The organism is Xanthomonas sp. NCPPB 3570 (genome assembly GCF_056725115.1).
Window position 1 is genome coordinate 2,429,608 of sequence record NZ_CM161513.1, and the last position, 14,223, is coordinate 2,443,830.

Annotated in this window: 13 protein-coding genes and 1 pseudogene; 13 read left to right on the top strand and 1 reads right to left on the bottom strand. The window is 59.1% G+C overall.

The features are described 5' to 3' along the window. The first annotated feature begins 52 nt into the window (after window positions 1-52). The 12 genes and pseudogenes from AC1PLR_RS10555 (at window position 53) to AC1PLR_RS10610 (ending at window position 13,408) form a co-directional block, all read left to right on the top strand. Window positions 53-1,009, top strand: a complete 957-nt coding sequence (locus AC1PLR_RS10555; RefSeq protein ID WP_481103486.1) for a TauD/TfdA family dioxygenase — start codon at window positions 53-55, stop codon at window positions 1,007-1,009. An 86-nt stretch (window positions 1,010-1,095) separates the two neighbouring features. Continuing rightward, the gene (locus AC1PLR_RS10560) at window positions 1,096-2,205 is read left to right on the top strand and encodes a hypothetical protein (protein WP_481103487.1); all 1,110 of its coding nucleotides are present in this window, start codon (window positions 1,096-1,098) and stop codon (window positions 2,203-2,205) included. A gap of 56 nt (window positions 2,206-2,261) precedes the next feature. After that, window positions 2,262-2,948: a HalD/BesD family halogenase gene (locus tag AC1PLR_RS10565; RefSeq protein ID WP_481103488.1), complete on the top strand. Its 687-nt coding sequence runs from the start codon at window positions 2,262-2,264 to the stop codon at window positions 2,946-2,948. A gap of 146 nt (window positions 2,949-3,094) precedes the next feature. After that, entirely contained in the window at window positions 3,095-5,344 is a 2,250-nt protein-coding gene (locus AC1PLR_RS10570) for a DUF5916 domain-containing protein (RefSeq protein WP_481103489.1), read from the top strand. A gap of 85 nt (window positions 5,345-5,429) precedes the next feature. Further along, entirely contained in the window at window positions 5,430-6,005 is a 576-nt protein-coding gene (locus tag AC1PLR_RS10575; protein WP_481103490.1) for an RNA polymerase sigma factor, read from the top strand. Between the two features lie 2 nt (window positions 6,006-6,007). Continuing rightward, entirely contained in the window at window positions 6,008-6,799 is a 792-nt protein-coding gene (locus AC1PLR_RS10580) for a hypothetical protein (RefSeq protein WP_481103491.1), read from the top strand. 14 nt (window positions 6,800-6,813) lie between these two features. Then, entirely contained in the window at window positions 6,814-7,866 is a 1,053-nt protein-coding gene (locus AC1PLR_RS10585) for a HEAT repeat domain-containing protein (protein ID WP_481103492.1), read from the top strand. A gap of 50 nt (window positions 7,867-7,916) precedes the next feature. Beyond that, window positions 7,917-8,543, top strand: coding sequence for an ankyrin repeat domain-containing protein (locus tag AC1PLR_RS10590; RefSeq protein WP_481103493.1), 627 nt, complete (start codon window positions 7,917-7,919; stop codon window positions 8,541-8,543). A gap of 53 nt (window positions 8,544-8,596) precedes the next feature. Beyond that, window positions 8,597-8,800, top strand: a pseudogene (locus AC1PLR_RS10595) (transposase); the annotation flags it as partial. 779 nt (window positions 8,801-9,579) lie between these two features. Next, entirely contained in the window at window positions 9,580-11,298 is a 1,719-nt protein-coding gene (locus AC1PLR_RS10600; RefSeq protein WP_481103494.1) for a transposase, read from the top strand. Further along, window positions 11,295-12,152: a TniB family NTP-binding protein gene (locus tag AC1PLR_RS10605; protein ID WP_481103495.1), complete on the top strand. Its 858-nt coding sequence runs from the start codon at window positions 11,295-11,297 to the stop codon at window positions 12,150-12,152. Before AC1PLR_RS10600 ends, AC1PLR_RS10605 begins: the two co-directional genes overlap by 4 nt. Window positions 12,153-13,135: 983 nt before the next feature. Next, window positions 13,136-13,408 (top strand): hypothetical protein, encoded by a 273-nt coding sequence (locus tag AC1PLR_RS10610; protein ID WP_481103496.1) that lies wholly within the window; start codon window positions 13,136-13,138, stop codon window positions 13,406-13,408. A 51-nt stretch (window positions 13,409-13,459) separates the two neighbouring features. On the opposite strand, the gene AC1PLR_RS10615 is transcribed toward AC1PLR_RS10610, so the two are convergent. Continuing rightward, window positions 13,460-13,843: a helix-turn-helix domain-containing protein gene (locus AC1PLR_RS10615; protein WP_481103497.1), complete on the bottom strand. Its 384-nt coding sequence runs from the start codon at window positions 13,841-13,843 to the stop codon at window positions 13,460-13,462. A gap of 132 nt (window positions 13,844-13,975) precedes the next feature. Between AC1PLR_RS10615 and AC1PLR_RS10620 the strand changes: the two genes are divergently transcribed. Continuing rightward, on the top strand, window positions 13,976-14,218 hold the full coding sequence (locus tag AC1PLR_RS10620) for an EexN family lipoprotein (RefSeq protein ID WP_481103576.1): 243 nt from the start codon (window positions 13,976-13,978) through the stop codon (window positions 14,216-14,218). Window positions 14,219-14,223 lie beyond the last annotated feature (5 nt).

The window sequence follows — 14,223 nt, forward strand, 5'->3', positions numbered from 1 at the left end:
CCGTTGCCCCAATGCACCATTCGATGCAAGCGCATCATTAGAAGGAACTGCAATGCACGTACGTCCGTTGTTCTCCGCCGCCCACCATCCCATCGTCATCACGCCGGATGGCGATGCCAGCGTCGCGGCACTGCAAGACTATATCCACAGCCACCAGGAACAGTTGCAGAAATGGCTTGTGCAACACGGCGGCATCCTGTTCCGCGGATTCGCCCTGGACGGCGCCGAAGGGTTTCGTCAGGGCGCCGAGGCACTCGGCGCACGCCCGTTCGAGTACATAGGCGGAAACACGCCACGCAGCCAGGTCGCGGTCGACGTCTATACGTCGACGGACTATCCAGCGAGCGAAATCATCTCGATGCACAATGAGATGTCCTACCTGCCGCGTTGGCCGAGCCGGCTTTTCTTCTACTGCCTGACTCCAGCGGCATCCGGTGGACAAACCTCGCTTGCCAACAGCGGCGACGTATTGCGATCGCTGCGCGACGACATCCGCGATCGCTTAGGGACGCGCAAACTCAGTTACATCCGCAACTTCCAAAGCGAGATCCCGCTTGGAAAGAGCTGGCAGGCGACATATCAGTCCAACGATCGCCAGCAAGTGGAGCAGATCGCCGCCGACCAGGGATCGGTGTGCCACTGGAGTGGGAGCGATGCACTGCGTGTCTCCACGCTGTGCGAGCCCTTTGCCACTCACCCTGGCACGGGCGAACAAGTGTGGTTCAACCAGGCGGAGCAATGGCATCCGTCCGCACTCAATCCGGCGATTCGCACCATGTTCGAGCAGGCGCTTGGAAAGGGGCGGTTGCCGCACGAGTGCGAGTACGGCGACGGGACGCCCATCGAAGAACCGGTGCTGGCGGAGATCCGCAGGGTGATGAATGAGAACAAGCTGCTGTTCGATTGGCAGCGCAACGATCTGCTGATGATCGACAACGTGCTGATGATGCACGGTCGCGAGTCGTTCAAAGGAGAGCGCAAGACCTTGGCGTACCTGTCGGAGACGTGATCGTCCGCAGCGAGCGGAGGGGATATGACGGCCGGGGAGGCCCAGACGGCGACCCGAACTTCTGACTTGAAATGGAGACGTGTGTAATGGATGAACTGAATCATTTTTTCAGCACAGCGCCGACCGTGGACTACGGCGTGGTCAACTCCTACAACGAATGGGACCCACTGGAAGAAGTGGTGGTCGGACGCATCGACGACGCGGTCGTGCCGGAGTGGCACGTCACCTTGGAATCGACGATGCCGGAAGTTGCCTGGGACATGTTCCGTCGCAAGGGCGGAGAGCGATTCCCGCAGGATATGCTGGACAAGGCGCGCGAAGAGCTTGAGGGCTTTGTAAAGCTTCTCGGCGAGGCCGGCGTCACCGTGCAGCGGCCGGCGGCGATCCGCCAGAGCCGACCGTTCGCCACGCCCGACTGGAAGGCCAAGGGGAGCCTGTACTCCGCGATGCCCCGCGACACGTTCCTGGTCGTGGGAAACGACATCATCGAAGCGCCGATGGCATGGCGGAACCGCTACTTCGAACCCAATGCATTTCGCGAGGTGCTCAAGGGATATTTCCGCAAGGGGGCGCGCTGGACGGCCGCGCCCAAGCCGGAGCTGCTGGACGATCTCTACGTGCAGGACTTCAAGAGCCCGGAGTCCATGGACGAGATGATGTATGCCATCACGGAGTTCGAGCCGGTCTTCGATGCGGCCGACTTCGCCCGGTGTGGGCGCGACATCTTTGCGCAGAAGAGCAATGTCACCAATGAGATGGGGATTGCCTGGCTGCAGCGGCACCTGGGACCGGAGTATCGGGTCCATACGCTTGACGTCGTAGACACCCACCCGATGCACATCGACGCCACTTTTACACCGCTGGCACCGGGCAAGGTGCTCATCAACCCCGAACGCATCCACCAATTGCCCAAAATGTTTGATACCTGGGAGAAGCTGGTCCCGCCGCCGCCCACCATCGACATCACTCGCGAATTCTCCATGTGCAGCAACTGGATTGTGGCCAACACCTTCATGCTGGACGAGAAGCGCATCTTCGTGGAGGCCAGCGAGGAGCCCTTGCTGCGGCAGTTCGAGGCATGGGGCTTCGAACCGATTCCCTACTCACTGATCAATTTCAACCGCTTCGGCGGTGGATTCCATTGCTGCACGCTGGATGTGCGCCGTCGTGGCGGTTTGGAGTCCTACTTCGATTGATCCAATCGTCGGTCCGGTCGGACCGACGCCTTTCCGCTCTCGGCTGAGGCAGCCTCATGTTCCGACAAGATCTCTACCAACCTGGGAACGCCGTCGCCGGCAACCTCAGGTTGCACTACCAGAATCTGCATCACGTCCCGTTTCCCGGCTTCGTCAGCGATGCCTTCTTTCCGACGCTGAAGGCAGAAGTCGATCGTCTTCTGGAGCATTCGCGCCGGCGCGACTTCCTCATGGAATGCATGGAGAACTCCCCGCGGCGCATGAATGTCGTCAACGGACACACGATTGAGCGGATGTCCACGATAATCCCTGAGTTGTACAACTCTCCGACGTTGCTGGATTTCCTTTCAGATGTGGTCGGCGAGCGGGTTTTGCCGCTCGACGACGATATCGACAGATACGTGATCAACCAGCTCCGACGCTCTTCGGATACCTTCGGTGCGCACTACGACGACTATCCGTTGTCGTTCGTGCTCATCATGGAATCGCCTGGAGAAGAGGGCGGCGGGTATGCGGAGATGTGCCCGAATGGCGCGCTGTCGGACCTGGACATCAACCCCATCCGCTTGCCGCTCAAGGCCACCGATGCTTATCTCCTCAAGACCGACACCACCGCGCATCGTGTGGCTCCGTTGAGGGTGGATGCGTTACGGACCGCCATCAACTTCGCCTACACAACGCCGGGCTTTGTGCCGCAATGGACCGAGTCCGCCAACCGCCTGTATGCAGAAGATGACGCCTGAAGGAAAAGCGCCTGCGGCTTCTGTTCGCGCTTGTTGCGTGGCGGATCTTTAGGCCTGTCGCGCAGGAAATGCGATGTTGCCAGATGACTTTTCGTCCGGTGGGGCATCTAACGACAGGAGTGTTTGAGGATCAAGGACGGGTGCCAATGGGTCTGCAACTGCGTATGGTGTGGCTTTCCCTGCTGCTGGCAGGGGGGCTGGCGTGTCACAGCGCCCCGGCATCCGGGGCGATCAAGCTGGATGGGCGGGTCGATGAACCGGAATGGTCTGAGGCGCTACGATTCGACGACTTCAAGGTCACCGACCCGTACCGTTTGACCGCCCCCGAGCCCGGCCTGGGCACCCAGGCTCGGCTGTTGTCTACGCCTGACGGCATCGCAGTGGCCTTTTTGGTCGAGCAGAGGCCGGGAGTCGCCCGGGTCAAGCCGCGACTGGAGCGCGACCAGCGTCGAGAATCGGATCGGGTGAACTTCATCATCGATTTCGATGGCGATGGGCGCACAGCCTACAGCTTCACGGTCGGGTTGTCCGGCTCGATCCAGGATGGCGTAGTGACCAACGAGCGGGAAATAAATCTCGACTGGGACACCGACTGGACTTGGGCAGTGAGCGAGGGAGAGCAGGGATGGCAGGCGGAGATGCTGATCCCTTGGTCAGTGGCGTCCATGCGCGGCGTGGAACAGCCCACGCGCAAGGTGGCCGTGTACTTCGGACGCTCGCTGGGAAGTACCAGGGAGCGCCAGGCCTTCCCCAGCGTCTCGGCAGAGCGCAGCCGGTTCCTGTCCGGGTTCGAGCCAGTGGAGATCGCACAGTATCGCAAATCGCTTTTCCATTACTGGCCATACGCAACCGCTCGACATGATTTCATCAACGGCGCCATCCGTTACGAGGCCGGTATCGACCTGTTCTGGAAGCCTTCGCCCGACTTCCAGTTGAGCGCTACCCTCAATCCGGATTTCGGACAGGTGGAATCGGACGATCTGGTGGTCAATTTTGACGCGATCGAAACGTTCTACAGCGACAAGCGCCCTTTCTTCACCGAGAACCAGGGCATCTTCGACCTGCGCACACCCGATGAAGGCCGCTTGGTACATACGCGCCGCATCGGTGGCGACGCCGATGACGGATCGGGGGCGAGCGATATCGATGCGGCGCTCAAGCTCATCGGGTCGGCAGGCGCGCTTGGCTACGGGCTCATGGTGGCGACCGAAGACGGAGTGGCCGGACGCGACTTCTACGTGGCTCGACTGCAGTACCCAGCCAGCCGTACTCTGAATCTCGGGTGGCTCGGGACCCAGACCGAGCGACCCTACCTGAACCGTTCGGCGCAAGTGCAGGCAGTAGATATCAGTTGGCGTCCGAACGAGCGCCTGATCGTCAACGCCCAGGTGCTGGGCAGCTTCACCGACCAAGCCCGCACATCGACCCACGACAGCGGTGCATGGACACGTGTCAACTGGATTCCCTCCAGCCGCTGGAGCTATGAGCTGGAGGCAACGCATTTCGGTCGGGATCTCAACTTCAACGACCTGGGTTACCAGCGGCGCAGTAGCCTGAACGAAGTCGAGGCGACGGGTGAGTATGTCCATCGCAGTCCGGACGCCGCGTCGCGATTGAGCAGTGTGCGAACCGCAGTGGAAGTGCAGGCGCGCAGCAACGATTCCGGTGACGACCTGCCCACGTACCTGATCCTGACCAACGCGCTGAATTTCCGCTCGGGCAACCGACTGGTGCTTGAGACGTCCGTAATCTCGCCAGGTGCCGACGACCTCATTTCTCGTGGCAATGGACTGTGGAAGAAGTCCAGGCGCTACAAGGCCACCGTCGAATGGACCACGCCACGCTATGGCGACTGGGCGTTCTTCGGTGCCGGCGACCTGATCGGGCGCGGGCTGTCCGCGCGTCCGTCCAAGGTGCTGACGCTCATCGCCAGCTGGTACCCGAGCGATCTGTTCAATGCCGAGCTTGAACTAGGTCCGGAGTGGGGCAATGACTGGCTGATCTGGGAGGGCCAGCGCAACTTCGGTCGCTACGCCCGCCGGGTCGATTTCCTGAGCATCAACATGAACTGGTTCCCGGGCATGCGCCACGAGCTTCGCCTCAAACTCGAATGGTTGGCCGTACGCGCCAAGGACGGCCAACGTTATGTCCTGGCGGACGATGGCCGCATGTTGGCTGCTAGCGAGTCCCTGTCGAACTTCGATGTCAACAACTTCGGTTTCCAACTACGCTACCGCTATCTTCTGGGTCCACAATCGGATCTGTTCCTGGCGTACTCACGTGGAGGAGCAACACGTCAGGAGCGGGACGGAGTGGGTGACCTGGACCTGCTCGACGAAGCACTGCGGTTGCGCGATGCCGATCAATTGCTCGCCAAGGTCAGGTACCGGTTTTGAGTTGAACGCCACAGGATTGATGGAAGTCTCACAATTTCCCATGGATCCTGGCTAACCGGCGGGCCTGCAGACACATCCCACTTCCATGGACGATGCTGAACTTCAATGGCTAGCGCTGGCGAGGCGCGGTGACCAGCAGGCATTCCGTCGGCTGCTCGATGCGCATGCTCGCAAAGTTCGCAGCCTGTGTCTGCGCATCACCCGCGACGCCGCAATGGCGGACGATGCAGTGCAGGAGACGTTCTACAACGTCTGGCGACACTTGGGCAGCTTCGACGAGCGCGCCGCCTTCCCGACTTGGCTGCATCGGATCGCGGTCAACGCGGCATTGGAACAACTTCGCCGCAATGTCCGTCACCAGCACGAAGTCAGTCGCCTCTGGAAGGACGTCGACGATGACGGCCCCGACTATCTGTCCTCGTTGGTCGACGAGCTTCCCGGACCAGAGGATCACGCGGCAAGTGCGCAACTTGCCGATCGTATTGGCGCCCAGATGGCGGCGCTGAGCGCCAACGAGCGCGCCGCCTTCGTGCTCAGGCACTGCGAAGGCCAGGGGTTGCACGAGATCGCACAAACCCTGTCGATGAACATCGGGCAATGCAAACAGGCGATTTTTCGCGCCGTGCGCAAGTTGCGCGGCGCTTTGGAATCGGTGAGGTGACCATGAAACATGTTGTCAGCGACGACGAACTTGTGCTGTTTCACTACCGCGATGGATTGTCGGCATCGCGGCTTCGGGAGATCGAGGTCGCATTGGCGGACGACGCGTCCGTGCGTACGCGTCTGGCCACGCTGAAGCGATTGCTTGCCGCGGCAGACGACGTGCTCGTGCCCGAGCCGGACCAAGGCTATGAAGAACGTCTCTGGCAGCAGCTCCAGCCGCGCCTGCGGGCAGAGGCGGGCAGGGAGCACCTGGTGCAACTGCGCATGCCGGCCCCGCGGCGGCGGCGACGCTGGATGCGAGCGGCGGCGGCGGCCGTCCTGGCGCTGTCCATCGGCTTGGTGGTTCGGCCCATGCTCGCCCCGGAGCGTTTAGTGGCGACCTCTCCTGCGCGACAACCCGGCCTCCCGACGACGACTGCCATCTCCGCCACACCCAATCGGATCATCGACGACGCGATGGCGTCTCACCTCCGTCGGACCGAGGCAATGCTGGTGGAAGTGCTCAACGGCGACGGAGCGCTCTTCATCGTTGGAAGCGCTGGCGAAGCCCAGGTATTGCTGGACGACAACAGGCTTCTTGCTGCGGCAGCGGCGCGCAGCGGCGATCGGGGATTGGCCGTCTTCCTGAGCTCGCTCGAACCGGTATTGCTCGAATTGGCTAACCAAACGCCCGACGCGGGCATCCAACTGGATCAGAACGGCATGCGGGACGTGGTACGCAATGCCGATTTGCTGTTCCAGGTCCGTGCCGTCGAGGCCGGTCTCAAGGCGACGGAACGCCGGCGTGTTTGAATCGAGGTGAAGCCATGAGACATTCAAAACTTCCTGTTTTTTTCGCATTGGCAATGGTCATTGGTACAGGCACCGCCTCGATGGCAGCCCTGTCAGCGGATCAGCCATCGTCCATCGACCAGGATGCTTACTCGAACGATGAGAAGGCTCTGTATCGAAAGGCCCATCAAGCGCTCAGCGAGGGCGACTGGGATCTGGCGGTGCGGCAGTTCGCCGCGCTCGAACGCAAGCTTGATGGCCGCAGCGGCGCGGATGCGACCCTGTACTGGCAGGCCTACGCGCTGAGGCAGGCGGGACGCGGCGTGGAAGCCCAGCCGTTACTGCGGCGTCTGCACGTGGAATACCCGGGCAGTCCCTGGATTGCTCAGGCCAGACGGTTGCAGGGAGGCGAGCGCGACGAAGAGGCGCTGCTGGGCTTGCTGAATCTGCCTGCAGACCAGGCCGTGGCGAAGCTTGTCCAGCGGTTGCAGGCCGGTGGCTCCGAGCAAGATCGTCGACGGGCGCTTTTCGTGCTCGGCCAAATCGACGATCCCAAGGCAGTGCAGCAACTCACTAAGGTGGCCGGCGGTAAAGACCCCGCATTGGCCGGCGCGGCCGTGCACTTTCTAGGCGTGTCCGGCGCCACCGCACAATTGCAGCAGTTGTATGCCACGAGTACGGACCCGGTCATGCAGCAACGCGTGCTGAAGGCGTTGGGAGTTGCAGGTGCAGGGCCAGCATTGGAAGCAGCGGCACGGGAGAATGCCGCGGTTCCGGTACGCCGTGCGGCGATTCAGGCACTTGGCGTGGCGGGAGACGCTGATGCATTGGCGCGCATCGCTTCGGGCGACAGCAATCTTGAGGTTCGACGCGACGCCATCAAGGCGCTCGGTGTCGCTGGCGGGCACAAGCAGCTGCTTGCGCTGTATCCGATGGTTGCCCGCTCGGCACCGCTGCGCGCCGAGACGATTGCGGCCCTCCAAATGGCAGACGGCGATGGCGGAGCACTGCTGTCCCTTTACCGAAACGCCAAGACCCCGGAAGAAAAACAGGCCCTGCTGCAGGCGCTCAAGTCAGACAGCCCTTGATCGCAGGCGTCAGCACTTACTCGCTCAATTGCCAAACCCAGGAGTTGCCGATGAAAACTTCAAGAAAAGGTGTCTGGATCGGACGTATCGTGACCGCCGGGGTGTTGGCCTCGGCGCTGGCGGCCCTCGTCGTAAGCGCGCAGCCGCAGGGCACGGCGGCAACGACGAGGGCCGCTGCGCGCGACGATACGAGCGCGCTGCTTCTACTCGCTGCGGTACGCGCTGGTGACGAGAACAGCGTCCGCGAGCTGGTTCTTTCGGGCGTCAATGTCAATGCCGTAGTCGAGCATGAAGGATCCGCTCTCATTGTCGCGGCCCGGACGCGCAATCTTGACATGGCCAAAGAGTTGCTACTGCTTGGTGCCGATGTAAAGCTTGCCGTACGCGGCGATGGCAACCCGCTGATGGCGGCAGCAGCCACGGCTGATAACGCCGCGCTGATCGAACACCTCATCGCGGCTGGCAGCGACGTCAATGCCATTGCGCTCGGCGATGAAACACCACTGATCAACGCCGCACGAAGTGGCAGTCTCGAGAACGTCAAGGCACTGGTCAGTCGGGGCGCAAATGTGAACCTCGCCGTCAACAGCGAGCTGGGCGTGCGTCGATCCCCACTCAATCAGGCCAAGGGATCAGCGATTCGGGACTACCTCATTGCTCGAGGTGCCCATCCGTGACTGCAGGGTTTGAGTGTGATCTGTTAGGGAAGTTCTGAACAAAGGCCGCCAACCTGCGCAAGCGCACGCGACGCGAGCTGTTCCTGAAAGAGATGGAGCAGGTGGTGCCATGGAAGGCGCTGCTGGCGCTGATCGAGCCGCATTATCCGACTCTGGGTCGGCCGGGACGGCAGCTCTATCCGCCGGCGACAATGCTGCGAATCCACTTCCTGCAGCAGCGGTACGCGTTGAGCGATCCGGCGATGGAAGAGACCCTATAAGACACCCCGGTGATGCGCCGCTTTGCACAGCTGGATCGTGTCCTTGGAGAGAGAAAAATCCTTTTAAATCAAGCAGGCACACGATCCAAGCGAAAAGGACACGAACTAAAGAAACTGACAAGAGGTAAGCCACAGTGTGGATTGCTTTGGTTCGTGTCTGACACCAAGTCGTTGATGCTTAAGGACTTCGCCAGAGAAGCTCACGGACGAGCCTCGTTGGCAGTTCCCAAGGACACGATCTAAAGAGAAATGTCACCTTCTGGACGCGGTCGCGAGCAGGGCGGGGTGCTTGAGCCATCGAGAGTAACGCGCGCAGTCCGGCACTAGCTCGGATGCGCCCCGGCGAGCACGACAAAACGATAGTCTAAAGACTATAAATACCTTTTCTATTCAATGCGTTGCGATTGCACGACGCTTCTCCGCGTGCTAATTCTGCGGCGCCGCATGCTGCGGTGACTGTCAATCGGCGGAGACGCGAACTATGGCCTGACGCACTCGGATGCCTGTGGCTAGAACGACGAAAGGTCAGGGTGGGCGCCCTGACCTTTCTGAACAACCGGATAATCCGCCGATTGGGTCTAGCCTTTCATACTTTCCTTTCCCTGTCAACAGGGAGAGCGGGCGTCTATTGCGTCGGGTCTGAGGACCCAACGATGAGCTTGAACATGAGGGCCTCGCGCCCAGTCAGGGATCTGGTCGTAAGGCCGGGTGAATTGGTGATGTGCGGGGGAAAACTTTCACGAATTCTTAACTGCGTAGCCCCGGACAAGATCCACGTGAAAACCGAAGGTGCTGCCGAGTTTCAATGGGTTGGGATCGGTGAACTTTCTGCGTACGAGCATCTCGCCGTCAAAGGCAAGATCAGGCACGTGTCCCAAAACGATCCTGATCAGGAAGCAGCTGCACGCGAATGGACGCGTGCCCTTGGCCGGGCGGTCAAAGAGCAGGGTTCCAAGCTACTTGCGCCGACTTGCCAAAGCTTGGCTGCCAAGTTCGGCGTTTCGACCAAAACGGTGCGCCGTCGTTGGAAGCTGCATTGCGACAACCCGCTACCTGCATCTCAGTTGCCCAGCATGCCTGGCCCGACACCTAACGCGAGACTTTTGTCGCCTTTAGCAGAGAGCTTGATTGCTTCAGCTATCGATGAGGTCTATTTGGTGCGCGAAGGCAGCACTGTTTCGGCGGTGGTTCGTAGATGCGCTCAACTTGCCCAACAAGCCAATGTGCCCACACCAAGCTACGCGGCTGTTCGTGCGCGGATCAAAGCGCGTGATCCGCTCCAAGTGGCCGTCAAGCGGCAAGGATCCCACGAGGCCTACGCAAAGCAATCCCCCTCCATCCGGGGACTTGAAACGAGCTATCCACTCGAAGTTGTGCAGATCGACCACGCGTTAGTTGATTTGATGGTGGTGAGCCCGTTGACCAGGCAAGTCATCGGCCGTCCGTGGATCACGCTGGCCATCGACGTTTTTACTCGTTGTGTTGTTGGCTACTACATGAGCTTCGACCCGCCCGATCAAACGTCAGTGGCTCTCACCCTTGAACATAGCTGTTTACCCAAGGAGAAATGGCTTCACTCCTTAGGACTAAGGGAAAAGGTCACCTATCCGATGTTCGGGAAGATGTCACGGATTGCCTGGGATAACGCGAAGACATTCAAGACAAAGTCGCTGCTCGCACAATGCGAACGATACGGAATCGAAGTGCGCCCTAGGCCGGTTCGCCGCCCGCACTATGGCGCTTACATCGAGCGCTACATCGGGACGATGATGGGTGCTGTGCACTTGCTGCCAGGCACAACGTTCTCGAACTCAAAGCAACGAGGGGACTATCAATCGGAGAAGAAAGCAATTCTCACATTTGCCGAGCTGGAGCAATGGCTTGCGTTGGAGATTGCTGGCGTGTATCACAACAGCCCGCACAGGGGTTTGGCTGGCCGTACACCAGCCCAGGTTTGGGAACAGTCGTGGACAAGCGCTCAGGGAGTGACTAGGTTTCCTCCAATTATTGGGAACCCTCGAGACTTCACTCTTGGGTTTCTTCCTGCCACGGGAAGAAAGATTGGGCGGACAGGGATCCAGCTGCACTCGCTGCACTACTGGGACCCAGCCCTTACGCCGTTTATCAACGATGGAATCGAGCATAGAGTCCACTTCAGCCAACGAGACCTCAGCAAGGTCTATCTGTATGCTGGCGGCGATTACCTGGATGTGCCGCTACTGGATCGCTCAAGGGAACCCTTCTCTCTATGGGAGCTTCGGGATATCCGTGCGCACCTTAAAAATGAGGGGCGAAGGGCTTCATCAGAGAGCGAACTCTTCGAGGCGATGGAATTGCAACGCAGCATCTTACTCGGCGCGGCAAGTAGCTCTAAGAGGGCACGCCGGAAGGTGGCTAGGTTGCCAGAGCCTAGGCAAGGGCAGCATAACCACGGCGAGGTCGACTACACGACACCAGTGGAACCCATTCGGGCAAGCCTGGGAGAAGTGGAATGAAGAACGCCAATGCTCCCGAGTCGGCGGTTGCGGTTCCATATCTAGACGGTGACCTGCCATTTGTACTGAGTTCGCCCTCTATAAACATACTAAAGATATTGAGCCGGCTGCGCGCTGGTGAGTACAAGCGCAGCCGCCCTGTATGTCTTCATATTGTCGCCGCAGCCGGAAGCGGCAAGAGCAGACTTCTAAATCACTATATGTCGCAGGTTTCAGCGGCGCGAGAGACGAGCGGATCGAGATACCGGGAAGCAATCTTAATTGAGGCGCCCTATGACGGCAATTGCATGAAGATGTGCCGGTCCATCATCAATGCATGTCTGCCTGGATACCCGATCCGTAAGTCCCAGAATATTCATGAGCAGGTCGCTGATGTCCTTCATGCTTCGGGGGTTAAGCAGTTGCTGATCGATGAAGCTGGGCACATCCTCAATGCGGGCAAGGCCGGCCAGCAATACACTTTGGCGTTGATCAAGTCCATATGTAACTTGGGCATCACGGTCTGCATTGCGACAACCAGGAACATGGTCAATGTGCTAGCCGCGGACGAGCAGCTCGCCTCACGCTTCAAGAAGGTCGAGCTACCGGTCTGGGTTGAGTCAATGGAGTTCAGGCAGTTTCTTGCCGGTATTGAAGCTGAGTTGAACCTGCCGAGCCCCTCAAACCTCGACAGCAAGACTGTTATTCGCTGGCTCACCGCTCATGACTGCTGCGTTACGTTCAGGCTCCTTGAGGTGGTGATCGGTGCCGCCCGGATGGCGCATTCTAGGGGGCAGGGACGTATCACGATCGAATTGCTCGACGAGTGCTGGAAAGCTGGCTTAGGCGAAGAAGGCAAGGGCAATGAGGGTTGAAGATCTGCCTGACGCAGCCGTTCCGTTTCCAGGTGAGAGCGTCTTTTCGTGGCTCGAAGCTACAAGACAGAAGCTGGGCCTTGCTCCGTCTGAATGGAAAGAGTGGTGTGGTTTCTCACCCAGCGAACCTGAGCGACGGTCCGATGGCAGTGCGTGGGGTAAGCTCCCTACGGAGTTGGACCGCATAGAGCTCATACCAGTAGCTTGGCGCATCGAGAGCACCTGGAGACAGATGGCATGCCCAAGATGCGTACTCCCAGTGGACAAGGGAATTAGGTATCCGGTTTTGGTGGACTGGCTCGACGCACGAACTATCGCTTGTAGCCGGCATCAGTTGCTTTTGTGTTACTTCCCTACCGACGAACCCATGCCAGTTACTGCGAACCAAGAGATCCAGGACTTATACGAATGGCTGCAGCAATGGCGGAAAGGAACAATTGAGCGACAGGATGCTCGGCTTCGCCGCGACCTAGTTTTGGCGTCCGGACGAAACTGGGACCCAGGTTTTTCAAAAATCGCTAGCGCTGAGTTCGCATGGGTCATTGAAGGGATGGGGTGGCAACTGCCAAGAGCCCAAAGCTCTTACCGTCCGCTCGGGCCCTCCCGGATCGGTGCACTCGGCCCTCTCGACAGGGCGGCTGCTTTGCTCGGAGCGTACCGTGCCTGGACTGCTTTGAGAGACCCATCCTCACAATCGCTTCCCGATTGGCCCACTGCGGCGTGGAGATGGCTTGAACGCCGACTGCGCTCAGGCGCGGGACCAAGCGTAGGGGCGACGCTCGGGGGTGTCCTTATGGCGAGTCGGGGTCGGCGTAGGTGACTCTTACCGCCGCTAGCCCAAACAGCAGTGGGTGCACGGCGGGCGAGCAACTCTATCTCCGGTGTTACGTAATAGTGAGGCGGTGCGGAGAAGATAAATGGATCCGCTTCGCGATTTTTTCAGCTTAAAATAAGCAGAGGACAATGATGTGAAATTTAGATTGATGACTAATGTGATCAAATATCGCCAGGGCTACGTCGAAATTTCAAACATCCATGCAAGGTGCGTGAATCTAGAGGTCTGGTCTATCAACCCGGATACTGAACTTAAAGAAGGCGAGGACCCATGCAATGAACTCGAAGATGATCACGTTACAGGAAACGTTGAGGTTGAACTGGGTCCAGAGGGAGTGAAAGCGCTGATCAATGCGCTGCAAAAAGCACTGAGCGAATCTCTCGACTCAGTGAACGTGTTTGATGATAAAAATCAAGCTTAGTTTTCTGTGGCAGCCTTGATCTCACGGGTCAACGCTAACGCCAAGCAGCTTTTATTTCTCGTGGCCTGGCGAACTAATCCACTCAGCGAGTGTGATATTTAGCTCTACACCTTCTGACACCTTGTGTAAGCATTTCGCCAACTTTGATTGTTGATCTGGCGACAAAGCGCCGATTGCCAGAATGGCATCAGCCATTTCTGGGGTACTCGCTAAGAGATATGCTGGAGGCACGCCTAGGATTTCGGCCAGTTTATCGAGGTTGTCGAATCCAACTGCTGTGACCTGACGCTCGTAACGGTTTATTCGGGAGGAACCCTTCTCCTTGCCCAGACCCATACGATCACCCAAGGCTCTCTGGCTTAGGCCACGCAGCTGCCGTGCCTGCTTGAGGCGGGCAGCAAAAATGGCGCGGACAGACAGCAGCTCTTGGGACACGTAGACAACAGGGTTGCGGGATGTCTCATGAGCATGAACAAACCTCTTCCTCTCGTGCAGTCTCTATCTGTAGGATAGAGGGTGCAGAGCTGGAAAAAACGTGACCGGATACGCAATCTCACAGGGGGATCCATGAAATTAGGCGCAATCATCTTCAGTGTGGCCACAATTTTGGAGCTAGGGGTCACGGTTGGCTGCAGCAGACCTACACAAGATGTGGACTATTACAAAGCCCATCCGGAGGAGCGGAGCAGGGTGGTCGTGGATTGCGGCCAAGACCTTAGCAACGCGCAAAGGAGAGACGACTGTGCAAATGCTGGGAAAGCGGAATTCGAGGGTAAGCCTGTAAAGAAAACCCCCGGTAAGGCTTATTAAGCCCA